We start from the raw sequence: 22,862 nt of genomic DNA, 5'->3' as shown, positions 1-22,862 counted from the left end.
CCGTGCCTTCCATCCTGCCCGTACACCGGTAACCGCGGCCGGTTCGCGCCGCCCCGCCGACCCCCGCCCGCTGGACCTGGCCGCCGCAACCGCATCGGGTCGCTCGGCCAGCGGACGAAGGGACGAAGCGAACAACAGCCGCTTCCCGTGGTAGGACTCAAAGACGGTACGGTGTGCACCCCCGCCGCTGTCAACCCACCCCGGCCTGTCGTGTGTTGCGCCACGGCGTGTCGCGTCGGCGCGTCTCGATCCGCTCCGAGCGATCGAGACGCGCCACCCGGCCGCGCGGGGCGGCGCGTCAGTCCACGCCGAGGTGACGGTGCAGCAGCCGCACCGCCGCCCGCGGATGGTCGGCGGCGAGCAGCCCACCGGCCGCGAGGACATAGTCGACGTCGACGACCGCGCGCGCGGCCCGGGGCAGCGGCCACCCGCCGGCGTGGTCACCGAGCACCGCGGCGAGCACCCCGGCCGCGTCGCCGGCGGGCGCGTGCCGCAACACCCCACCCGAGCCCACCATCAGCTTCACGTCACGCAGGTCCCGGCCGGCCCGTTCCCCCGTGGCCGCACCCCGGGCGTGCCGGCGCAACGCCACCGTCGCCGCCAAGGCGGCAATCCGCCGGTCGACGGCCCGGTCCGCGTCACCGGCCGGCAGGAACCCCGGATCGGCCGCCCGCGCCGCCGCCGCGGCGGCCAACCCGTCGGACTCCCCGGCGGCCAGGAGACGCTCCTCAGCGGCGGCACGGACCACCCCCGGGGCGCTCCACCGCATGCCCAGATCCCCCTCGACCGTGCGGGCCCGCCACAGCGTGCCGGCGACCTCCCGACCCGGCCCGCTGTCCCGCTCGTCCGGGGTGAGCACCGAGTACACGTCGGTGGTGGCGCCACCCACGTCGACCACGACCAGATCCCCGCCGAGGGAGTCGGCGAGCACCTCCACCCCGGTGAGCACCGCGTCCGGGGTCGCCGCCCGCACCAGCCGGGCGAACCGGTCACCCCGGGACAGCTTCTTGCCCCCGATGACGTGGCGCAGGAACACCTCCCGGATCGCCGCCCGCGCCGCGGCCGGCGCCAACACCCCGATGCGGGGCAGCACGTTGTCCGCGGCGGTGACCGGCACCTTCGCGGCGGCGAGCAGCGCGTACAGGTCGTCGCGGACGTCGCCGTTGCCGGCGAGCACCACCGGCACCCGCCAGCGGGCCTTCGCCAGCCGCGTCGCGTTGTGCGTCAACACCTCCGCGTCACCGCCGTCGGTGCCACCGACCAGCAGCACCACGTCGGGGCGGGCGGCACGCAACGCCGCCAGCTCCGCCGCGCCGAGCCGCCCGGCCGCCACGTGCACCACGTTCGCCCCGGCCGACAACCCGACCCGCCGGCCCGCCTGCGCGGTCACCAGCGGCTCGTAGCCGATCACCGCCAGCCGCAACCCGCCACCGGCCGACGAACACACGTACCAGGGCAGCTCGCCGCCCAGCCCCGCATCGGCGGTGGCGGCGCCGACGGCCGCGTCCAGCCCGCGCAGCACATCCGTGCCGACCGTGGTCGGCGCCGACGCCGCCGCGACCAGCCGGCCGCCGTCCAGGTCGACGACCGCCGCCTTCGTGTACGTCGACCCGACGTCGGCGCAGACCGCGACGTTCACGCCGCAGCGGGCACGACCACCGTGCCGGTCGCGGTGACCGCCACGATCGGCGGGTCGAGCACCTCGGCGGCCGACTCACCCCGGTCGGGGCGGCCCCGACACACCACCCGGACCACGAAGTCGATGGTGCGGCTACGGGTGCCCACCCGGGTCACCGTGGCCACCACCTCAAGCACGTCCCCGGCCTTCATCGGCGCCCTGAACTGCACGTCCGAGTACGAGGCGAACAGCCCCTCGTCGCCGTCGGTACGGATGCACACCTCGGTGGCGACGTCCCCGAACAGACCCAGCGCGTACGCCCCGTCGACCAGGTTCCCCGCGTAGTGGGCGTGCGAGTACGGCACGTACCGGCGGTGGGTGACGGTCAGACCGACCCGCGAATCACTCATCGTCTTACCTTCTTGTCGGTGATCAGGGCGTGGACCAGGTAGCTGGCGACCTCGCCGGGGGTGGTGCCGCGGCCGAAGATCCGGTCCACGCCCAACTCGTCGGTCATCGTCTCGTCGAAGCGGGGGCCACCGACGATCAGCAGCGGCCGCTTCCCCGCCGGCATCGCCTCCCGGAACGCCGCGGACATCTCCCGGGTGTTGTGCAGATGCGCGTCGCGTTGCGTGACCACCTGCGACACCAGCACCGCGTCGGCCCGCTCCCGCCGGGCCGCCTCCACCAACTCCGGCACGCTCACCTGCGCGCCCAGGTTGATGACCTTCAACTCCCGGTAGTACTCCAGGCCCTTCTCCCCGGCGATGCCCTTGACGTTGAGGATCGCGTCGATGCCGACCGTGTGCGCGTCCGTGCCGATGCACGCCCCCACCACCGACAGCTTGCGCCGCAACCGCTGCTTCACCACCGCGTTGACCTCCTTGGCCGACAGCAGCGGGAAGTCCCGTTCCACCACCTGCACCGCCGACAGGTCCACCAGATGGTTCACCCGCCCGTACACCACGAAGAAGGTGAACCCGTCACCCATCTGCTTCGCGTGCACCAGCATCGCCGGATCGATGCCCATCTTGTTGGCCAACTGCACCGCCGCGCCCTCGGCCCGCTTGTCGTGCGGCACCGGCAGGGTGAACGACACCTGCACCATGCCGTCACCGGTGGTGTCCCCGTACGGCCGGACGATCTTCTTCTCCGGGGCGCTCACGCCGCCGCCTCCAGGATCTCGGTGGCCGGGTTGAAATAGTCGGCCTCGTGCTTGGCCACCCCGTCGAGGCCCTTGCCACGGTCCGCCGGCCGCTTCATGATCCCGAAGGTGCCCTCGGCGATCGCCGTCAACAGCGACTGCTCACCGATCCGCTCCAACAGGTCGACGGCCTCGCCGAGAACCCGGTGGGCACGCTGCTGGATGAACCCGCCCGGGGCGGGCACGAAATCCTCGTGCAGCCCACCGGCCGCGCCAAGCACATACCGCACGTTCTGCAGAGCGATGTCCCGGTCCGACAACCACGGCGTCACCACCGCCTCGGTCATCATGCCCACCAGCAGGATGCCCTGCCCGGTCATCGCCCCGACCAGGTTGAAGAACCCGTCGAGCAGATTCCCGCGGAACACGTCCCCGGTCATGTGCTTCGTCGGCGGCATCCACTTCAGCGGCGCGTCCGGGAACAACTCCCGAGCCAACAGCGCGTGCGCCAGCTCCAGCCGGAACGACTCCGGCACATCCGGGTTGATCTCGAACGCGTGCCCCAGCCCCAACTGCCAGTCCGCCAACCCCGCCTCATGCGCGAAGTACTCGTTGAGCAGCTGCGACACCGTCACCGTGTGCGCCTCGTCGACCGCGTCGGCCGTGGTCAGGTAGTTGTCCTCACCGGTGTTGATGATGATCCCGGCCCGGGCGTGCACCTGCCGGGAGAACCGCTGGTCGACAAACGTGCGGATCGGGTTGATGTCACGGAACAGAATCCCGTACATCGAGTCGTTGAGCATCATGTCCAGCCGCTCCAGGCCGGCCAGGGTCGCCATCTCCGGCATGCACAGACCCGACGCGTAATTCGTCAACCGCACATAGCGGCCCAGCTCCCTCGACGACTCGTCCAGCGCCGCCCGCATCAACCGGAAGTTCTCCTGCGTCGCGTACGTGCCGGCGAAGCCCTCCCGGGTCGCCCCCTCAGGCACATAGTCCAGCAGCGACTGCCCGGTCGAACGAATCACCGCGATGATGTCCGCCCCCGCCCGCGCCGCCGCCTGCGCCTGCGGAATGTCCTCGTAGATGTCCCCGGTCGCCACGATCAGGTAGATCCACGGCCGCTGCCTCGGATCCCCGTACCGCTTCACCAGCCGCTCCCGCTCGGCCCGCCGCCGATCGATCTGCCGGACACCGGCCGCCACCGCCCGGCGCGCGACCCTACGCGCCGCCGTCGCGGCCCGGCCCGTCGGCTGCTCGAACCGCACCGACCCGGCCGCCGCCTTCTGCGCCAGCAACGTCACATCGGTGATCTGCTCCCGGGCCAGGGCGTCGAACACCGGCACCGCCACCCCGTGCCCCAACCCGACATCCGCGACGACCGCGTCCACGAGCCGGTTCACCCACGGAATCCCGTCCGGATCCGCACCGGTCACCCCGGCCAACCGCAGCACCGCCCGCTCCACCGACACCGTCGTGTGGCTGCGAGCCAGATCCACCACCGGCTGCCCGGCCCGGCGCGCCAACTCCCGCGCCCGCGACACCAGCGCCGGGTCCAGCCCAAGCTTTCCCGTCACGAACTACCTTCCTCATAGATCACGTCACCACGCAGCACCGTGGCCCGGCACACCGGCAGCGGCGTCGGATCCTCCGCCCCCCGCAACTCCGGATCCTCGGCCTGCAACACCGGCAGGCCCCGCAACGCCCCGGCCGGCGTCGACCACACCGCGAACGTCGCCGGCGCCCCCAACGCCAGCACACCCTCGTTGTCCAGGTGCACGGCACGCCACCCGCCCCGGGTGTGCGCCGCGAACGCCGCCCGCACACTCATCCGCTGCGCCGGATTGTGATGCGCCGCCGCCGCCCGCACCGAACCCCACGGATCCAACGGGGTCACCGGCGAATCCGAACCGAACGCCAACGCCACCCCGACCGAATGCATCGCCCCCATCGGGTTGGACTCCAGCGACCGCGACAAACCCAACCGCGACTCGTACATCCGGCCCGAACCACCCCACAACCGGTCGAACGCCGGCTGCATCGACGCCACGATCCCGTACTCCACGAACCCGGCGATCAGCCGCTTGTTCATGATCTCCGCGTGCTCGACCCGGTGCCGGGCCGCCCGCAACCGATCCACACCCAGCTTCTCCGCCGCACCCGCGAACCCCGCCAACACCGTCGAGATCGCCGCGTCACCGATCGCGTGGAACCCGCCCTGCAACCCGTGCGCCGCACAGTCCAACAGGTGGTCCCGCACCTGCTCCGCCGTGAGATACCCGTGCCCACACCCCCCGGGCTCCCCGTCCAGATACGCCTGCGACACATGCGCCGTCCGCGAACCCAACGCCCCGTCGGCGAACAGGTCACCACCGGCCCCGACCGCCCCCAACTCCCGGGCCCGCGCCGCACCCAGCAGCTCACCCCAGTAGCCGTACACCTCCGGCAGCCCGTCCCCCGACACGCCCAACAGCCCGGTGAAGTCCTCCTCGTCGGAGATCTCCGGCCCGCCGCACTCGTGCACCGCCGCGACGCCCAACGACGCCGCATGCGCCAGAGCCCGCCGCTGCGCGGCCACCCGCTGCGCCCGCGTCACCGACGCGAACGCCGCCGCCCGCACCACATGGTGCGCGTCCCGCCGCAACCACCCCGACGCGTCGTACCCCGGCGCGGACACCACCTCCGGACACGCCGCCAGCAGCGCCTCCGACACCAACGCCGAATGGATCGACGCCTGCGACAGATACACCCGCCGGCCCCCAGCCGCCCGGTCCACCGCCGCCGCGTCCGGCGGCACCCGCTCCACCCAGCTCGACTCGTCCCAGCCGTGCCCCAGCACCACCGCGTCCCCCGGCAGCCCGGCGGCGAACCCCGACACCGCGTCCAGCAGCTCACCGGCCGACCGCACCCCGGACAGATCCAGCCCCGACAACGCCAACCCGGTGTCCGTGGCGTGCACGTGCGCGTCCACGAACGCCGGAGTCACCAGCGCCCCGCCCAGATCCACCACCCGGTCCGCGGACGGCGCGTCCGCGTCCACGCCCAACCAGGCGATCCGCCCGTCCCGCACCAACAACGCCGTCGCGCTCGGATCGGCCGGACAGTGCAGCATGCCGCCGAGATACAGAGTCGAGGGGTTCGTCATGGTGTCAGTCTGCCGCGAGACGGGCCTCAAACAGACGGCGCACCCCCGGCTCCGCACGCAGCAACTCCAACGCCAACTCCGCGTGCCCCGGCACGTACCCGTTACCGACCAGCATCGTCACATCCGCCGCCAGGCCCTCCGCGCCCAGCGCCGCCCCCGCGAAGCTCGTCGCCATCGAGAAAAAGATCACCGTGCCGCCGTCCTCGGTGGCCAGGATCGCCCCGTGCTCGCAGCCCGGCACGTCCACGCAGACCACCGTCACATCCGCCGGCGCACCCAACGCCGTGGTCACCGCCGTCGACAGCCCCACCGGATCCCGCGCGTCGGCCAACGCGACCGCATCGGCCAGGCCGGCCGCCACCAGCGCGTCCCGCTCCGCCGGCACCGGCACCACCCCGACCGTACGACCCGCGCCCGCCCGCCGCGCCGCCGCCAGCGACAGCGACCCGCTCTTGCCGGCCCCACCGACCACCGCCACCCGCACCGGCCGGGAATCCCCGTCCCGCCGCCGCCGCTGCACCTGCTCGGCGACCACCCGCGCGGTCAGCGCCGGCGCCCCACACACGTCCAGCACCGCCAACGACAGCTCCGGGTGCAGGTCCGCCGGCAGCACCGCCGCGATCGACCGCGCGAACAGGATCGCGTACCCGTCACACGGCACCTGCTCGCTGCGCCCGTCCCACCGGGCCAGCCCGTCCAGGATCACCAGCGGGGTCAGCGTCAGCGACACCAGCGTCGCCACCCGCTCGCCCGGCCGCAGCCCCAGCGGGGACCGCCGCCCGGACTCCTCCACCGTGCCGATCAGCATGCCGCCCGACCCGGTCACCGGGTTCTGCATCTTCCCCCGCGTCGAGATGATCTCCAGCACCTCGGCGCGGACCTTCTCCCCGTCCCCGCCGTGCTTCTCCGACAACTGCCGGAAGCTCGCCGCGTCCAGATTCAGCCGCTCCACCCGGATCCGCACCTCGTTGGAGGCGATCCGCGGATCGGCGTCGAGGCGCCACGCCGCCTGCGGCAGCACCCCCGCAGGTTCCACGACGCGGTGCAGACCCACCGGTGACGTCACGCCCAGCCCCCTCCGTCCAGCCGCTCGAACCCCCGACCAGGGGTCGCATCGCGGGAAAACTTCCGGCAGACTAATTTCTTCACCGGATATTTTCCAGTAGCCTTCGGGACCATTGATCACCCGCACCGCCAACGAGGAGGGGCCGTGACCCAGACCCAACCGGTGGAGACCATCCCTGCGCCCCGCTCCACGCCGGTCGCGGTCCCCACCGCCGGACAGCCGTACGAATACCGCCGCAGCCCGCTGGTCGAACCCGACTGGACCCGCTTCCCCGGCTGGCGCCACGTCACCCGCGAGCAGTGGGAGAACGCCCAGTGGCAGCGGGTCAACTGCGTCAAGAACATCAAGCAGCTGCGCATCGTCCTCGGCGACCTCGTCGACGAGACCTTCTACGCCGACCTCGAGGCCGACCAGAAGGCCCTGGCCACCATGTCGATGCTGGTGCCGCCGCAGATGCTCAACACCATGGTGCCGTTCGAGGCCATGACCACCGAGGCGTTCCTCGCCGACCCGGTCCGCCGCTACATGATCCCCGTCGCCTCCGACCGGCGCACCGACTGGCCCTCCCACCCGTACGCCAGCCGGGACAGCCTCCACGAGCACGACATGTGGGTCGCCGAAGGCCTCACCCACCGCTACCCGACCAAGGTCCTCGCCGAGCTGCTCTCCACCTGCCCGCAGTACTGCGGCCACTGCACCCGGATGGACCTCGTCGGCAACTCCACCCCCGCCGTCGACAAGCTCAAGCTCGCCCTCAAACCCGTCGACCGCTACGACGCCCACATCGCCTACCTCAAGGCCCACCCCGGCGTCCGTGACGTCGTCGTCTCCGGCGGCGACGTGGCCAACGTGCCGTGGAAGAACCTCGAGTCCTACCTGATGCGGCTGCTCGAGATCGAAACCATCCGCGACATCCGCCTCGCCACCAAGGCCCTCATGGGCCTGCCCCAGCACTGGCTCCAGGCCGACGTCGTCGAGGGCCTCGAACGGGTCGCCCGCACCGCCGCCCGCCGCGGCGTCAACCTCGCCATCCACACCCACGTCAACCACCGGCAGTCGATCACCCCACTGGTCGCCAAGGCCGCCCAGACCGCCCTCGACGTCGGTGTCCGTGACGTACGCAACCAGGGCGTCCTCATGCGCGGCGTCAACGCCACCGCCGGCGACCTGCTCGACCTCTGCTTCGCCCTCCAGGGCGAGGCGGGCATCCTGCCGTACTACTTCTACATGTGCGACATGATCCCCAACGCCGAGCACTGGCGGGTCCCCGTCTGGCACGCCCAGCAGCTCCAGCACGACATCATGGGCTACCTGCCCGGATACGCCACCCCGCGCATCGTCTGCGACGTCCCGTTCGTCGGCAAGCGCTGGGTGCACATGCTCACCGAGTACGACCGCGAGCGCGGCATCTCCTACTGGACCAAGAACTACCGCACCTCGATCGAGTCCGCCGACCTCGTAGCGCTCAACAAGCGCTACGCCTACTACGACCCGATCGACACCCTGCCCGAATCCGGACAGGCGTGGTGGGAAGCCCACCACAACGACTGATCCCGCACCACCAGTTCGCCCGGCACCCACACCAGGGTGCCGGGCGCAACCGTCAGGCTCCCCGCGGTGCGTACATGATCACGGCAACACCCAGCAGGCAGATCGCCGCGCCCGCCACGTCCCACCGGTCCGGGCGGAAGCCGTCCACCAGCACGCCCCAGGCCAACGACCCGGCCACGAACACCCCGCCGTACGCCGCCAGGATCCGGCCGAAGTTCGGGTCCGGCTGAAACGTCGCGACGAACCCGTACGCGCCCAACGCCAGCACCCCGGCCGCCACCCACCACAGCCCGCGGTGCTCCCGCCAGCCCTGCCAGACCAGCCACGCTCCCCCGATCTCCGCCAGCGCGGCCAGCACGAACAACAGCAGGGAACGCAAAACAGTCACCCGGCGACCCTATCCGGCGGGTACGGCCCACCCCGCTCCACCGCCAGCGGCGCGAGGGGCGGCGCCCCTTCCGGACCGCCCGCCTCGACCATGCCTTGATCCACTCCGCGTGTGCGGCAGGTTGTGGCCTCGGTCGGCGCCACTGACCGCCATGTGCGCAACATGGAGTGGATCACCTCTGAGTTGGGAGATGATCCGGCCTCCGGACATGCGGCGGCGGCCCCAGGGGGATCCCCCTGGGGCCGCCGCCTGACAGGTCACTTCTCGAAGGCGTCGCGGACGTCCCGACCGGCCTGCTTGGCGTGCTGGCCGGCCTGTTTGGCCCGGGCCGCGCTCTGCTCGTTGGCGCCCTCGGCCCGCAACCTCTCGTTGTCGGTTACGTCGCCGATCCGCTCCTTGGCCATGCCGCTCATCTCCTGAGCCTTGCTCTTCGCCTTGTCGGTGAAGCCCATGTCGTCTCCTCAGGTCGACTTGCTGTTGTTGTCACGTGCCCGGTGGTGTCCGCGGCAAACGCGGGTGTGGGGGTGCACATCGCGTAAGGCATCCTAGGAAGATGGAATGCTCGCCCCGTCGGCCGCACTCACCGGGGCTCCGGCGCCCGCCGGCCCGGTTCGGCCCGCCGACCATGGTTGACTGGACCGGTGAGCGAGATCCTGCTGATCAGGCACGGCGAGACCGCGTGGAGCGCCAGCCACCGGCACACCTCGTACACGGATCTGGAGCTGACCCCCGACGGGGAGCGGCAGGCCCGCGCGCTCGGCGTGCTGCTCGCCGGCCGCCGCTTCGTCCGTGTCCTGTCCAGCCCCCGGCAGCGGGCGACGTGCACCGCCCACCTGGCCGGGCTCGATGCCGACACCACCGACCCCGACCTGGCCGAGTGGAACTACGGCGACTACGAGGGCCGGACCACGGCGGACATCCACAAGGAGAGTCCACACTGGAACATCTGGACCGACGGCGCGCCCGGCGGGGAGTCGCCGGCGCAGGTCGGCGAGCGCGCCGACCGGGTGCTCGCCGCAGCCGCACCCCTGCTCGCCCGGGGCAGCGTCGCCCTGGTCGGCCACGCACACAGCCTGCGGGTGATCGGCGCTCGCTGGATCGGCCTGCCCCCGTCCGCCGGCGGGCTGCTACGGCTGGACACCGCCACCGTCAGCGTGCTCGGTCACGAGCACGGACGGCCGGTCATCCTGCGTTGGAACCAGCCGGCTCCGTCGCCCGGGATCGACCCCGCTCAGGCGGCTCGGCACTGAGCCGCGGTGGCCGGTTCTCGTACGGTGTGGAGAGCACCACGGTCGTTCGGGTGGTGACGTTGGCGGCCGTCCGGATCTCCTGGAGCACCCGTTCCAGGTCCGCCGGGCTGGCCACCCGCACCAGCAGCAGATAGAAGTCCTCCCCCGCCACCGAGTAGCACGAGTCGATCTCGGGCAGGTGGGCCAGCCGCTCCGGCGCGTCGTCCGGCTGCGACGGATCGAACGGCCGGATCGCCACGAACGCGGTCAACGGCAGATCCAGCGCCTCGAACGACACGCGCGCGGCGTACCCCTTGATGACGCCGCGCTGCTCCAGCCGGCGGACCCGCTGGTGCACGGCGGACACCGACAACCCCACCCGCTCGGCGAGGTCGGTGTACGACAGCCGACCGTCTCCGGTCAGCGCGGCGACGATGGCCCGGTCGATCTCCTCCACGCGGTGCAACCTACCTGGAAATCCGCGCGCACGCCGCATCCGGCCCACCGGGCTCGCTGCCCGGTGGGCCGGCGGGTCAGCCGGGTCAGCCCTTGGCCAGGGCCCGGGAGATGACCAGCCGCTGGATCTGGTTGGTGCCCTCGACGATCTGGAGCACCTTCGCCTCCCGCAGGTACCGCTCGACCGGGTGGTCGACGACGTAGCCGGCGCCGCCGAGCACCTGCACCGCGTCGATGGTCACCCGCATCGCCACGTCGGTGGCGAAGAGCTTCGCCTTCGCCGCCTCGATCGAGTACGGCCGGCCGGCGTCGCGCAGTCGGGCGGCGGCCAGCATCAGCGCGCGGGCCGCGGAGATCTGGGTGGCGTGGTCGGCGAGGGTGAAGCCGAGCCCCTGGAAGTCGATGATCGACCGGCCGAACTGCTGGCGCTCCCTGGCGTAGCCGACCGCGTAGTCCAGGGCGGCCTGGGCCAGGCCGACCGCGCAGGCGGCGATGCCCAGGCGGCCGGAGTCCAGTGCGGACATGGCGATGGTGAAGCCCGCCCCCTCGCCCCCGATCAGCCGCTCGGCCGGCACCCGGGCCTCGTCAAAGGCGATCTGGGCCACCGGGGAGGCGTGCAGACCCATGGTCCGCTCGGCGGCCTGCGGGTGGATCCCGGGGGTGTTCCGGTCCGCCAGAAGGCAGGAGATGCCCTTCGGGCCATGGCCGCCGGTGCGGCAGAAGATGTTGTAGAAGTCGGCGACCTGGGCGTGGGTGATCCACGCCTTGGTGCCGGAGACCACGTAGTCGTCGCCGTCGCGGACCGCCTTCGTGGTCAGGGCCGCGGCGTCGGAGCCACCCTGCGGCTCGGAGAGGCAGTACGCCCCGAGCAGCTCCCCGCCGATCATGTCGGGCAGTAGCTTGCGCTGCTCGTCGCTGCCGAACTGGGCGAGCGGGTAGCAGGACAGGGTGTGGACGCTGACCGCCTCGGCGACGGCGAGCCAACGGCTGGCGAGGATCTCCAGCACCTGGAGGTAGACCTCGTACGGCTGCGCGGCGCCGCCGTGCTCCTCGGCGTACGGCAGGCCCAGCAGGCCGGCCCGACCCAGGGTGCGCAGCACCTCGCGGGGGAACTCAGCGCGCTCCTCGAAGCCGGCGGCCTTCGGAGCGAGCTCCCGGTCGGCGAGTTCGGTGGCGAGGTCCAGCAGGTCGTGGGCCTCGTCGGTGGGCAGGATGCGGTCGACAGTCATAGCGCGATGAGCTCCGTGGGGGTGGTGTTGAGCCGTTGCCCGCCGTCCGTCGTGCAGACGACGATGTCCTCGATCCGGGCACCGTGCCGCCCGGCGAGGTAGATCCCGGGTTCGACCGAGAAGGCCATCCCGGCCTCGATGGGCCGGGTGTTGCCGGCCACGACGTACGGCTCCTCGTGGGTGTCGAGACCGATGCCGTGGCCCGTGCGGTGCAGGAAGGCGCCGCCGTAGCCGGCTGCGGAGATGACGTCGCGGGCCACCGCGTCGACCGCCTCGGCGGTCACCCCGGGCCGGACTGCCGCCACCGCCGCCCGCTGGGCCTCGTACAGGACCGCGTAGTAGTCGGTGAACTCCGCCGGGGCGGGGCCGCCGGCGACGTAGGTGCGGGTGCAGTCGGAGCGGTAGCCCGACGGCATGGTGCCGCCGATGTCGACCACCACCGGCTCGCCGGCCCGGATCGGCCGGTCGGACGTGCCGTGGTGCGGGCTGGCCCCGTTCGGCCCGGCGGCGACGATGACGAAGTCGACGGTGACGTGGCCGACCGCCCGGATCGCGGCGGCGATGTCGGCGGCCACCTCGACCTCGGTCCGGCCGGGGCGCAGCCACTCCCCCATCCGCCGGTGCACCGCGTCGATCGCGGCGCCCGCCTCGGCGAGGGCGGCCACCTCGGCGGGCGACTTGCGGATCCGCAGCTCGCGCAGCACTTCGGAGGCGAGGCGCTGGGTGGCGTCGGGCAGCGTGGCGCGCAGCGCGAGGACCTGCTCGGCCCACATCCGGTCGGCCAGCCCGACGGCGGCCACCGGCCCGGGCAGCGCCGCCCGGACCAGCGGGTACGGGTCGGTGCCGTCGGCGTGGTCGACGATGCGGACGCCGGTGGCCGGGGCGGCTTCCGCCCCGGGTCGCTCCAGGGCCGGCACGATCAGGGTGGGTTCACCCTCGGCGGGGAGCACCAGGCAGGTCAGCCGCTCTCCGGCGTGCGCGTCGTAGCCGGTCAAATAGCGCAGGTCGGAGCCGGGGGTGAGCAGCAGCGCGTCCAGCCCCGCGGCGGCGGTGGCGCGCTGCGCTGCGGCCAGCCGCTCGGCCGGGTACAGGTCGTTGGTTCCCACCCCCTGAGCTTAACGGTCGTTTGGGCCACGGTGGGGGGCGGTCACGCGCCCCGGTGGCGCTCAAGACTCACATCGGGCACCTGCTCGCCAGGCTCGACGCCCGGGACCGGGCGCAGCTCGTCATCGCGGCGTACGAGTCGGGCCTGGTGACGCCGACGCGCCCGGCCGGGCGCCATCTTTGACATGCAAGCGGACACTTGCCTAACCTGTCGTACGGGCGCCGGCACCGGGCCGGCCGAGAACCGGAGTGCGGACAATGACCGACACGGACACCACACTCACACCGTTCCTGATGTTCGAGGGAGCCGCCACCGAGGCGATGAACTTCTACGTCTCGCTCTTCGACGACGGCGAGATACTCTCGGTCACCCGGCGCGAGAGCGACGACCCCGGCGTCGCCGGCACCGTGCACCTCGCCGAGTTCCGCGTGGCCGGGCAGCGACTGCTGTGCAGTGACAGCCAGGTGCGCCACGGCTTCTCGTTCACCCCCTCCCTGTCGCTGTTCGTGCAGTGCCGGGACGACGCCGAGCTCACCCGCCTCCACCAGGCGCTCGTCGAGGGCGGAGTGAACCTCATGCCGCCCGGCGACTACGGCTTCAGCACCCGCTTCGCCTGGGTGAACGACCGCTTCGGAGTGTCCTGGCAGCTCAACCTGCCGTGACCGACGTCTTCACCGCGCTCGCCGACCCCACCCGCCGGGCGATCCTCGACGAGTTGGCCGAGCGGGACGGCCAGACCCTCTTCGAGATCTGCGCGCGGCTGACGGCCCGACACGGCATCGGATCCTCCCGCCAAGCGATCTCGCAGCACCTCGACACCCTCGCGGCGGCCGGGCTCGTGCGCTTCGAGCGCAGCGGCCGCTACAAGTTCCACCACGCCGACTTCGGGCCACTGCGCGCGGTCGTCGATCGGTGGCCGATCCCTGAGGAGGCACCGTGATCCGCGTCAACCTGGCCAGCGTCTTCGTCGACGACCAGGCGAAGGCGCTCACCTTCTACACGGAGGTGCTGGGCTTCGAGAAGAAGACCGACATCCCGCTCGGCGAGCACCGGTGGCTCACGGTGGTCTCCCCCGCCGATCCCGACGGGGTCGAACTCGTGCTCGAACCCGCCGGCCATCCGGCGGTCGGCCCGTTCCGGCAGGCGCTCGTCGCCGACGGCATCCCGTTCACGTCGTTCGCCGTCGACGACGTACGCGCCGAGTTCGACCGGCTGCGGGCGCGCGGCGTCGAGTTCACCCAACCGCCGGTGGAGATGGGCACGGTGACGACGGCGGTACTCGACGACACGTGCGGGAATCTGATCCAGCTGGCGAGCGCCTCCTGATCCCGGCCGGCCCCCGGCACCCGGATAGTTGCGCGGCCCGGCCAGGATGAAACGCGTGATCCGTTTCATCCTGAACCTGTTGTGGCTCATCTTCGGTGGCGGTTTCGTCCTCGCCCTCGGCTACGGGCTGGCCGCCCTGATCTGCTTCGTGCTGGTGATCACCATCCCGTTCGGCGTGGCCTCGCTCCGCCTCGCCTCCTACGCGCTCTGGCCGTTCGGCCGCACCATCGTCCCCAAGCCGGGCGCCGGGATCGCCTCCGGCCTCGCGAACGTGCTGTGGGTGCTGCTGGCCGGCTGGTGGCTCGCCCTGTCCCACATCGTCGCCGGTGTCGCCCTCTGCGTCAGCATCATCGGCATCCCGTTCGGGGTGGCGAACTTCAAGCTCGTGCCGGCGGCGCTCTGGCCACTCGGCCAGGAGGTCGTCGAAACCCCCTGAGGCGTCTCAGCCCCTCACCTCTCGCACCCCAAGTTCGCCCCCGATCCACGATGCCGGGATCGGGGGCGAACTTGGGGCCAGCAGCGCCGGCGCCACACCCTCTACGGCATCCTAGGAGGCTGGGGTGTCACCCGGGCCCAGCGGATTGCCTGAACCCGACTCGCGTTCGTCCCGCCGTCGCTACCGTCGGAAGCGGTGAGCGGTCAGGACGGGGTGATCGAGGCACTCAAGGCGGATCCGGCCATGTCGGACCTGCGCCGGTCCCTGGAGTCGTACTACGGCGACCCGGCCCGCGAGGCGGCGATGGACGCCTTCTACGCGGACTTCGTCCGCCCCGGGAGTCTGGTCTTCGACATCGGCGCACACGTCGGCGACCGGCTCGGCAGCTTCCGTCGCCTCGGCGCCCGCGTGGTGGCCGTCGAGCCGCAGCCGCTCTGCGTCCGGGCGCTGCGTGCGCTCTACGCCGGCGACGAGCGGGTCACCGTGATTGAGGCGGCCTGCGGGGCCCGGCCGGGCCGGGTCCGGCTGCACGTCAACTCCGCCAACCCCACGGTCTCCACCGCGTCCGCGCCATTCGTCCGCGCCGCGGACGGCGCCGCGGGCTGGGAGGGCGAGAGCTGGGACGCCGAGATCGAGGTCGCCGGCACCACGCTCGACGCACTCGTCGCCGCGCACGGCGTACCGGACTTCGTGAAGATCGACGTGGAAGGCTTCGAGGACGCCGTGCTGGCCGGCTTGAGCATCCCGCCGCCGGCCCTGTCGTTCGAGTTCACCACGATCACGCGGGAGCTCGCCCCACGCTGCCTGGACCGGGTCACCGCGCTCGGCCTCACCCGGTTCAACGTCGCACTCGGCGACGAGATGGCGCTCGCCCTGCCGAGCTGGGTCTGCGCGGGCGAGGTGGCGGCGTACCTGCGCGCCCTGCCGCACGAGGCCAACTCCGGCGACGTCTACTGCCGGCCGGCCTGACCGGCGGGCCGGGGGTTGCCCGAGAGCGCTCTCTGGGCTTTTTTAATATTTTGAACTTAGCCCTGGTTTCGTTACCTGGCCGTTATTGACGTGACCGCCGCCACTTCGATTGACTGCGATGGAACCGCTTCCGCAACCGGTTCCGAACGGTCACCCATCCCTGCCACCCGGGAGCGTCACGTGCCGATCACCATCGCCGACGTCGCCACCCGGGCGGGGGTGAGCAAGACGACGGTCTCCCGGGTGCTCAACGGCAAGGGCGAGGTGGACGTCCGCACCGCCGACCGGGTCCGCGCCGTAATCAGCGACCTGGGATACGTGCCGAGCGCCCGCGCGGTCGGCCTGGCCCGGGGGCGCACCCGGGTGGTCGGCATGCTGGTGCCCACGCTCACCTGGCCCTGGATGGGCGAGGTGTTGCAGGGCGCGGCCGACGTGGTCGAGGCCGAGGGGTACGGGCTGCTGCTGTTCACCTGCACCCGGGGCGACGAGTCGATGCGGCGGTTCGCCTCCCAGGTCTCCGCGAAGTCGTTCGACGGCCTGCTGGTGGTCGAGCCGGAGGGCACTCTGGACTACATCACCGCGCTGCACGAGCGGGGCCTGCCGGTCATCCTCATCGACGACCGCAGCCTCCAGCCGCGATTCCCCTCCGTCCGAACCACCAACGAGTCCGGCGCGCGGGCCGCCGCGGCGCACCTGCTGGCGCTCGGCCGACGCCGCCCGCTGGTGGTGACGGGCATGCGCCGCTTCGGCTGCACCCGGGAACGGCTCGCCGGATTCGCGGGCGGGTACGCCGACGCCGGCCTGCCCATCGACCCCGCACTCGTCGTCGAGGGCGACTTCACCTTCGAGTGCGGTCGCGTCGCGGTGCGACGCCTGCTCGCCGACGGCGTACCGTTCGACGCCGTCTTCGCCCACAACGACCTCTCCGCGGCCGGCGCGCTCCAGGCGCTGCGCGACGCCGGCCGGCGCGTCCCCGACGACGTGGCGGTCGTCGGCTTCGACGACCTGCCGCTGGCCGGACACACCCACCCGCCGCTGAGCTCGGTACGCCAGCCGCTACGGGAGATGGGGGCGGCCGCCGCCCGCACGCTCATCTCCCACCTCGGCGGCACTCCCCTGCCCGACACCCCGACCGTCATCCCGACCACGTTCACCGTGCGCGCCTCGACCGGCCGCACCTGACCGCACCGCACCCCACCGCCGGCCGACGTCCACGCCGACCGGTGGCGGTACCGCACACCCTCCACCCACCATCACCCGCTCCCCCACAGCGGGGAGCACCGAGGGAGACACCATGAGAAGACGGCACCTCCTCGCCATCACGCTCGCCGGCACGGTGGCCCTCGCCGGCTGCGGCGAGACCGCCAACACCCGGAACAAGGACAACCAGGGCGGCGCGACGGTGCTCAACGTCGGCATGCCCAACGGCCCGCAGACCGAGAACCACAACCCGTTCCTGACCACCTCCTCGGCCGCGTCGCTCGGCTACCGCTGGCAGATCTACGAGCCGCTGATGATGTGGAACCCGGTCAAGCCGGCCGAGCCGTTCAAGCCGTGGCTGGCCACCAAGGCGGAGTGGACACCGGACTACAAGTCCGTCACGGTGACGGTGCGCGACAACGCCACCTGGTCCGACGGCAAACCGGTCACCGCCGCCGACGTCGCCTTCACCTACAACCTGGTGAAGAACAACGAGGCGATCAACAGCACCGCGATCCCGTACGCTTCCGTCAGCACCAGTGGCAACCAGGTGACCCTGGCCTTCGACTCGCCGCAGTTCGTCAACCAGCAGAAGATCCTCGCCCAGGTGCCGATCGTGCCCGAACACATCTGGTCCGGCATCAAGGACCCGGCCACGGACATCAACAAGAACCCGGTGGGCAGCGGCGCGTACACGCTGAAGTCGTTCACCCCGCAGACCACCACGCTGTCGGTGCGCACCGGCGGCTACTGGCAGGAACTGCCGAAGGTCAAGGAGCTGCGGTACACGTCGTACACCGACAACAACGCGCAGACCACCGCGCTCGCGAACGGCGAGTCGGAGTGGAGCTTCGTGTTCATCCCCAACGTGCAGACCGTCTTCGTCGGCAAGGACCCGGCCAACCACAAGGTGTGGGCGCCGCCGGTGCTCGGCATCCACGGCCTGTACGTCAACACCACCAAGAAGCCGTTCGACAACCCGGCGCTGCGCCGGGCGATGAACATGGTGATCAACCGGGAGGACATCTTCAACCAAGCCGAGGCCGGCTACTTCCACCCGCTGGTCCGCAGCGTGACCGGCCTGCCCAGCCCGGCCGGTGACGCGTACCTCGCGCCCGAGTACAAGGGACAGGACCAGAAGGTCGACGTCGAGGGGGCGAAGAAGGTGCTCACCGACGCCGGCTTCAAGTTCAACGGCAACGCCCTGGTCGACCCGGCCGGCAAGCCGGTCACCCTCACCCTGACCGACCCGGCCGGCTGGTCCGACTACCAGACCAGCCTGGAGATCGTGAAGGACAACCTGTCCACCATCGGCATCACGGCCACCGTCGACAAGGCCAACCAGGACGCCTGGTTCCGCAACGTCGAGGAAGGCAAGTTCGACGCCACCTTCCGCTGGACCAACGGCGGAGCCACGCCGTACGACATCTACCAGACGGTGATGGACGGCACGCTGCTCAAGCCGATCGGCAAGGCGTCGCCGGCCGGCAACTTCGGCCGCTTCAACAACCCGGAGGCCACCGCGGCCCTCACCGCGTACGCCAACGCCACCGACGACGCGGCGCGGACGGCGGCGCTGGCCACCCTCCAGAAGGTCTTCGTCGAGCAGGTGCCGATGATCCCGGTTGGCGCGGACAACGTGGGCGCGGCCTACAGCACGAAGAACTGGACCGGCTGGCCGGACGACGCCAACCCGTACGGCGCCGCCCAGCCGACCCAGCCGAACGCCGCCGACGTGGTGCAGCACCTGCGCCCCGCGGGTTCCTGACGCCGACGGTCCGGGCGGCGCCACCCGCCGCCCGGACCACCGCTCCCGCCCCTTCGAACGACAGGAACCCCGGCATGACGACACCCGCCACGGACGCCCCGGCCGTCCGCGAGGAGGTGCTGGAGGCGGTCGGCCTGACCAAGCACTTCCCCGTCCGCGCCGGGCTGCGCACCCTGCTGACCCGGAGCCGACCGGCCGTGCACGCGGTCGACGACGTGCACCTCACCCTGCGCCGCGGGCAGGTGACCGCCCTGGTGGGCGAGTCCGGCTCCGGCAAGTCCACGGTCGCCCGGCTGCTCGCGCAGCTCTACCCGCGCACCGCCGGCACCGTCCGCCTGCACGGCGAACCGGTCACCGTCCGCGGCGGCCGGCCGTTCCGGGCGTACGCCCGCAAGGTGCAGATGATCTTCCAGGATCCGTTCGCCTCGCTGAACCCGGTGCACACGGTGCGCTACCACCTGACCCGGGCGCTACGCGTCCACGGCAACGCCGGCCGTACCAGGGCCGACCTGGAGGCGGCGCTGGCCCGGCTGCTGGAACGCGTCGCCCTCACCCCCGCCGAGCGCTACCTGGACAAGTTCCCGCACGAACTCTCCGGCGGGCAGCGGCAGCGAGTGGCCATCGCCCGGGCGCTCGGCGCCGACCCGGAGGTGCTGCTCGCCGACGAGCCGGTGTCGATGCTCGACGTCTCCATCCGGCTCGGCGTACTCAACCTGCTACGCGACCTCAAGGAACGGCTGCACCTGGCCATCCTCTACATCACCCACGACATCGCCTCGGCCCGCTACTTCGCCGACGAGACCCTCGTCATGTACGCCGGCCGGATGGTCGAGGGCGGCGACAGCGAGACCGTCACGCAGCGGCCCGCGCACCCGTACACCCGGTTGCTGATCGACTCGGCGCCTGACCCGGATCGGATCACCGGCGAGGCCGGCCCCGACGAGCGGGAACGCGGCGACGGCGAGCCGCCCAGCCTGATCCGGCCCCCGGCCGGCTGCCGGTTCCACCCGCGCTGCCCGGCGGCCATGCCGCGCTGCGCCAGCGACCTGCCGCCCCGTCTTCAGGTGGGCGACCGGGCCGGGCACTGGGCGGCCTGCTGGCTCTACGACCCGGAGACCCACGAGGCCGCAACGGCGGTGGCGGCATGAGCGAGCGCCAGCGAGCGAATCATTCATGCAGCGAGGTGGCGGCATGAGCTACCTGCTGCGCCGGATCGGGTTCTACCTGTTCACCGCGTGGGCGGCGCTGACCCTCAACTTCTTCATCCCCCGACTGATCCCCGGCGACCCGGTCAAGTCGCTGATCGCCCGCTACCAGGGGCAGCTGAGCACCGACGCGATCAACTCGCTGTACGTGCTGTTCGGCATCGACACCCACGACAACCTCTGGGACCAGTACGTCGACTACTGGAAGCAGTTGCTGCACGGCGACCTGGGGCTGTCGTTCACCGCGTTCCCGGCCCCGGTGTCCGAGGTGATCCTCGACGCGCTGCCCTGGACGCTGGCCCTGGTCGGCATCACCACCCTGGTCAGCTTCGCGCTCGGCACCGGCCTGGGGTGCTGGCCGGCTGGCGCCGCGGCTCCTGGGTGGACGGGCTGCTGCCGGCCACCACGTTCCTCTCCTCGGTGCCGTACTTCTGGCTCGGCCTGGTCGCGATCGCCCTGCTGGCCGGCCCGGGCAGCTTCTTCCCCTCCTCCGGCGGCTACGACCCGGGGCTGGTGCCGGCGCCGGACACCATCTTCCTGGGCAGCGCGGTGCGGCACAGCCTGCTGCCCGCCGCCACCATCCTCATCTCCTCGATGAGCGGCTGGATCCTCAGCATGCGCAACATGATGGTGACCGTCGCCGCCGAGGACTACATCACCGTCGCGCACGCCAAGGGCCTGCCGGAACGCCGGGTGGCGCTGAACTACGCGGCGCGTAACGCGCTGCTGCCGAACGTGGCCGGCTTCGCGCTGTCGCTCGGGTTCATCGTCGGTGGCACCCTGCTCGTGGAGATCGTGTTCTCGTACCCGGGGCTGGGCTTCCTGTTGTTCCGGGCGGTGCAGGCCAAGGACTATCCGCTGATGCAGGGCATCTTCCTGGTCATCACGCTCTCGGTGCTGGTGGCGAACCTGCTCGCCGACGTGGCGTACCTGGCGCTCGACCCGCGTACCCGCAAGGAGGGCTGAGACGTGGCCATTCCCACCTCCAGCATCGAGCAGGTCATCCCGAAGCAGGGGGCGATGGCCCAGCCGGCCGCCGCGCGACGCCGCCGGTGGCGCTTCCTGGCCAACGGCAAGGCCACCACCGGGCTGGCCGTCGTCGCCGGGTACGTGCTGCTCGCGGTGATCGGGCCGTGGATCGCCCCCTACGAACCGGACGCCCGCAGCGGCGACCTGCTCCAGCCGCCGTCGGCGCAGCACTGGTTCGGCACCACGCACCTGGGCCAGGACGTGTTCAGCCAGGTCCTGGTCGGCACCCGCGGAGTGATGCTGGTCGGGCTGCTCGCCGGGGTGGTCGCCACCATCCTGTCGGTGCTGGTCGGGGTGACCGCCGGCTACCTGGGCGGGCTGCCCGACGACGGGCTCTCCGCGCTGTCCAACGTGTTCCTGGTGATCCCGGCGCTGCCGCTGATCATCATCGTCACGTCCACCATCACCGAGGCCGGCGACCTGGTCGTCGCCCTGGTCATCGGGTTCACCTCGTGGGCCTGGGGTGCCCGGGTGCTGCGCGCCCAGACGCTGTCGCTGCGCCGGCGCGACTACGTCGAGGCGGCCCGGGCCACCGGGGAGAGCACCTGGCGGATCATCGGCTTCGAGATCCTGCCCAACCTGACGGCGATCATCGCCTCCGGCTTCGTCGGCACGGTCATCTTCGCGGTGATGTCCGAGATCACCCTGGCGTTCATCGGTATCTCGTCGGTCTCGTCGTGGAACTGGGGCACGATCCTGTTCTGGGCGCAGAGCCAGCAGGCCCTCGCGCAGGGCGCCTGGTGGTGGTTCGTCCCGGCCGGCCTGGCCATCGCCGTGCTCGGCACCGCCCTCGCCCTGATCAACTTCGGTATCGACGAGTTCGTCAGCCCTCGGCTGCGCAGCGGCGGCCGGGCGCGGATCCGCACCGCCGACGGGCGCAGCGTGCGGATGCGGGTCGGCTTCACCCCCGTACTGGCGCCGCCCGCGGCCGTCCCGGCCCCGCGAACGAAGGAAGACACCCATGAGTGAACCGGTCCTGGAGATCCGTGGGCTCAGCGTCGACTACGGCCTCGGCGACGACGCGGTGCACGCGGTCCGCGACGTCGACCTGACCCTGCACCGGGGTGAGGTGCTGGGGCTGGCCGGGGAGAGCGGGAGCGGCAAATCCACCCTGGCGTACGGGTTGACCCGGCTGCTGCCGCCGCCCGGCGTGGTCAGCGGCGGTCGGGTGGTCTACCACCCCGTCGACGGAGCGCCGGTGGACGTGCTGGCCCTGAGCCCGGCGCGGCTGCGGGCGTTCCGTTGGGCGGAGACCTCGATCGTGTTCCAGGGGGCGATGAACTCGCTCAACCCGGTGCACCGGATCTCCACCCAGCTGCTCGACGTGATCAAGGCGCACCAGCCGAAGAGCACGGCGGCGGGCCGGCTGGCCCGGGCGAAGGAGCTGCTGCGGCTGGTCGGAATCTCCGCCGATCGGCTGGACAGCTACCCGCACCAGCTCTCCGGCGGGATGCGGCAACGCGTCATGATCGCAATGGCGCTGGCGCTGGAGCCGCAGGTGGTCATCATGGACGAGCCGACCACCGCGCTGGACGTGGTGATGCAGCGACAGATCCTCGGGCAGCTCGCCGAACTGCGCCAGCGGCTGGGCTTCGCGGTGCTGTTCATCACCCACGACCTGTCGCTACTGGTGGAGTTCTCCGACCGGATCGCCATCATGTACGGCGGCCGGATCGTCGAGCAGGCGCCCGCCGCCGAGCTGTACCGGCGGGCGCTGCACCCGTACACCGAGGGGCTGCTGCACTCCTTCCCGGCGCTGCGCGGCCCCCGCCGCGAGCTGACCGGCATCCCCGGCTCCCCGCCCGACCTGCGCGCCATGCCGAGCGGGTGCGCGTTCCACCCCCGCTGCCCCAAGGCGTTCGACCCGTGCGACCAGGAGTTGCCGTCGCTGGGCCCACCCGGCGACGACCAGCCGGGGCGGGCCGTCGCCTGCTGGCTGCACCCCACCGCCGCGCCGGCCCCCCACTGAGCCCACCACCACCGGAAAGAGCACGTTCG

24 protein-coding genes and 1 pseudogene are annotated in these 22,862 nt (G+C 71.8%); 14 read left to right on the top strand and 11 right to left on the bottom strand.

Annotated features, from left to right (window positions below; all coding sequences use genetic code 11):
• Nucleotides 1–298: 298 nt before the first annotated feature.
• The 6 genes from GA0070604_RS15545 to kdd are packed head-to-tail and all read right to left on the bottom strand — an operon-like array spanning nt 299 to nt 6,973.
• Entirely contained in the window at nt 299–1,639 is a 1,341-nt protein-coding gene (locus GA0070604_RS15545) for a glutamate mutase L (RefSeq protein ID WP_091118593.1), read from the bottom strand.
• The gene (gene kal / locus GA0070604_RS15540; protein WP_091118592.1) at nt 1,636–2,028 is read right to left on the bottom strand and encodes a 3-aminobutyryl-CoA ammonia lyase; all 393 of its coding nucleotides are present in this window, start codon (nt 2,026–2,028) and stop codon (nt 1,636–1,638) included. The genes GA0070604_RS15545 and kal overlap by 4 nt, the downstream gene beginning before the upstream one ends.
• Nucleotides 2,025–2,783, bottom strand: a complete 759-nt coding sequence (gene kamE / locus GA0070604_RS15535; protein WP_091118591.1) for a lysine 5,6-aminomutase subunit beta — start codon at nt 2,781–2,783, stop codon at nt 2,025–2,027. Before kamE ends, kal begins: the two co-directional genes overlap by 4 nt.
• The gene (gene kamD / locus GA0070604_RS15530; protein ID WP_091118590.1) at nt 2,780–4,339 is read right to left on the bottom strand and encodes a lysine 5,6-aminomutase subunit alpha; all 1,560 of its coding nucleotides are present in this window, start codon (nt 4,337–4,339) and stop codon (nt 2,780–2,782) included. Before kamD ends, kamE begins: the two co-directional genes overlap by 4 nt.
• Nucleotides 4,336–5,907, bottom strand: a complete 1,572-nt coding sequence (locus GA0070604_RS15525; RefSeq protein WP_091118589.1) for an amidohydrolase — start codon at nt 5,905–5,907, stop codon at nt 4,336–4,338. The genes kamD and GA0070604_RS15525 overlap by 4 nt, the downstream gene beginning before the upstream one ends.
• Before the next feature lie 4 nt (nt 5,908–5,911).
• The gene (gene kdd / locus GA0070604_RS15520) at nt 5,912–6,973 is read right to left on the bottom strand and encodes an L-erythro-3,5-diaminohexanoate dehydrogenase (RefSeq protein WP_091118588.1); all 1,062 of its coding nucleotides are present in this window, start codon (nt 6,971–6,973) and stop codon (nt 5,912–5,914) included.
• Between the two features lie 144 nt (nt 6,974–7,117).
• Between kdd and GA0070604_RS15515 the strand changes: the two genes are divergently transcribed.
• Nucleotides 7,118–8,524: a KamA family radical SAM protein gene (locus GA0070604_RS15515; RefSeq protein ID WP_091118587.1), complete on the top strand. Its 1,407-nt coding sequence runs from the start codon at nt 7,118–7,120 to the stop codon at nt 8,522–8,524.
• A 52-nt stretch (nt 8,525–8,576) separates the two neighbouring features.
• Here the strand turns inward: GA0070604_RS15515 and GA0070604_RS15510 are convergent, their stop codons facing one another.
• Both GA0070604_RS15510 and GA0070604_RS15505 read right to left on the bottom strand, forming a co-directional pair.
• Nucleotides 8,577–8,912 carry a YnfA family protein gene (locus tag GA0070604_RS15510; RefSeq protein WP_091118586.1) on the bottom strand — a complete coding sequence of 112 codons (336 nt, stop codon included), beginning with the start codon at nt 8,910–8,912 and terminating at the stop codon, nt 8,577–8,579.
• A 257-nt stretch (nt 8,913–9,169) separates the two neighbouring features.
• Nucleotides 9,170–9,364 (bottom strand): CsbD family protein, encoded by a 195-nt coding sequence (locus GA0070604_RS15505; RefSeq protein ID WP_091118585.1) that lies wholly within the window; start codon nt 9,362–9,364, stop codon nt 9,170–9,172.
• Nucleotides 9,365–9,553: 189 nt separating this feature from the next.
• Here GA0070604_RS15505 and GA0070604_RS15500 point away from each other — a divergent pair, with 189 nt between their 5' ends.
• Nucleotides 9,554–10,162 (top strand): histidine phosphatase family protein, encoded by a 609-nt coding sequence (locus GA0070604_RS15500; RefSeq protein ID WP_091118584.1) that lies wholly within the window; start codon nt 9,554–9,556, stop codon nt 10,160–10,162.
• Here GA0070604_RS15500 and GA0070604_RS15495 read toward each other — a convergent pair.
• From GA0070604_RS15495 to GA0070604_RS15485, 3 genes are all read right to left on the bottom strand, one after another.
• Nucleotides 10,095–10,598: an Lrp/AsnC family transcriptional regulator gene (locus tag GA0070604_RS15495; RefSeq protein ID WP_091118583.1), complete on the bottom strand. Its 504-nt coding sequence runs from the start codon at nt 10,596–10,598 to the stop codon at nt 10,095–10,097. The genes GA0070604_RS15500 and GA0070604_RS15495 overlap by 68 nt on opposite strands.
• A gap of 85 nt (nt 10,599–10,683) precedes the next feature.
• Complete coding sequence (locus GA0070604_RS15490; RefSeq protein WP_091118582.1) at nt 10,684–11,826, bottom strand: acyl-CoA dehydrogenase family protein; 1,143 nt, start codon at nt 11,824–11,826, stop codon at nt 10,684–10,686.
• The gene (locus GA0070604_RS15485) at nt 11,823–12,932 is read right to left on the bottom strand and encodes a M24 family metallopeptidase (protein WP_091118581.1); all 1,110 of its coding nucleotides are present in this window, start codon (nt 12,930–12,932) and stop codon (nt 11,823–11,825) included. The genes GA0070604_RS15490 and GA0070604_RS15485 overlap by 4 nt, the downstream gene beginning before the upstream one ends.
• Nucleotides 12,933–12,985: 53 nt before the next feature.
• On the opposite strand from GA0070604_RS15485, the gene GA0070604_RS31925 reads away from it, so the two are divergent.
• The 12 genes and pseudogenes from GA0070604_RS31925 (at nt 12,986) to GA0070604_RS15430 (ending at nt 22,833) form a co-directional block, all read left to right on the top strand.
• Entirely contained in the window at nt 12,986–13,114 is a 129-nt protein-coding gene (locus GA0070604_RS31925) for a helix-turn-helix domain-containing protein (protein ID WP_377593013.1), read from the top strand.
• A 74-nt stretch (nt 13,115–13,188) separates the two neighbouring features.
• On the top strand, nt 13,189–13,593 hold the full coding sequence (locus GA0070604_RS15480; protein WP_091118580.1) for a VOC family protein: 405 nt from the start codon (nt 13,189–13,191) through the stop codon (nt 13,591–13,593).
• Entirely contained in the window at nt 13,590–13,871 is a 282-nt protein-coding gene (locus GA0070604_RS15475; protein WP_091118579.1) for an ArsR/SmtB family transcription factor, read from the top strand. Before GA0070604_RS15480 ends, GA0070604_RS15475 begins: the two co-directional genes overlap by 4 nt.
• Nucleotides 13,871–14,257 carry a VOC family protein gene (locus tag GA0070604_RS15470; RefSeq protein ID WP_091127156.1) on the top strand — a complete coding sequence of 129 codons (387 nt, stop codon included), beginning with the start codon at nt 13,871–13,873 and terminating at the stop codon, nt 14,255–14,257. Before GA0070604_RS15475 ends, GA0070604_RS15470 begins: the two co-directional genes overlap by 1 nt.
• A gap of 55 nt (nt 14,258–14,312) precedes the next feature.
• The gene (locus tag GA0070604_RS15465; RefSeq protein ID WP_167363483.1) at nt 14,313–14,693 is read left to right on the top strand and encodes a YccF domain-containing protein; all 381 of its coding nucleotides are present in this window, start codon (nt 14,313–14,315) and stop codon (nt 14,691–14,693) included.
• Nucleotides 14,694–14,936: 243 nt separating this feature from the next.
• Complete coding sequence (locus GA0070604_RS15460) at nt 14,937–15,662, top strand: FkbM family methyltransferase (protein WP_167363615.1); 726 nt, start codon at nt 14,937–14,939, stop codon at nt 15,660–15,662.
• Nucleotides 15,663–15,842: 180 nt separating this feature from the next.
• Nucleotides 15,843–16,844, top strand: coding sequence for a LacI family DNA-binding transcriptional regulator (locus GA0070604_RS15455; RefSeq protein WP_091118577.1), 1,002 nt, complete (start codon nt 15,843–15,845; stop codon nt 16,842–16,844).
• A gap of 112 nt (nt 16,845–16,956) precedes the next feature.
• A complete protein-coding gene (locus GA0070604_RS15450; RefSeq protein ID WP_091118576.1) occupies nt 16,957–18,630 on the top strand; it encodes an ABC transporter substrate-binding protein in 1,674 nt (557 codons plus the stop codon).
• 74 nt (nt 18,631–18,704) lie between these two features.
• Nucleotides 18,705–19,778, top strand: a complete 1,074-nt coding sequence (locus GA0070604_RS34340; protein ID WP_091118575.1) for an ABC transporter ATP-binding protein — start codon at nt 18,705–18,707, stop codon at nt 19,776–19,778.
• A 43-nt stretch (nt 19,779–19,821) separates the two neighbouring features.
• Nucleotides 19,822–20,801 (top strand): annotated as a pseudogene (locus tag GA0070604_RS15440) (ABC transporter permease).
• A 3-nt stretch (nt 20,802–20,804) separates the two neighbouring features.
• Entirely contained in the window at nt 20,805–21,833 is a 1,029-nt protein-coding gene (locus GA0070604_RS15435; protein WP_208602069.1) for an ABC transporter permease, read from the top strand.
• Nucleotides 21,826–22,833 carry an ABC transporter ATP-binding protein gene (locus GA0070604_RS15430; protein WP_091118574.1) on the top strand — a complete coding sequence of 336 codons (1,008 nt, stop codon included), beginning with the start codon at nt 21,826–21,828 and terminating at the stop codon, nt 22,831–22,833. The genes GA0070604_RS15435 and GA0070604_RS15430 overlap by 8 nt, the downstream gene beginning before the upstream one ends.
• The last annotated feature ends 29 nt before the right edge of the window (nt 22,834–22,862 follow it).

The sequence above is a fragment of the Micromonospora eburnea genome (assembly GCF_900090225.1).
Lineage (GTDB): Bacteria > Actinomycetota > Actinomycetes > Mycobacteriales > Micromonosporaceae > Micromonospora > Micromonospora eburnea.
Note: the sequence above shows the minus strand (reverse complement) of the source record. Positions and strands in the feature narration are given on the sequence as shown.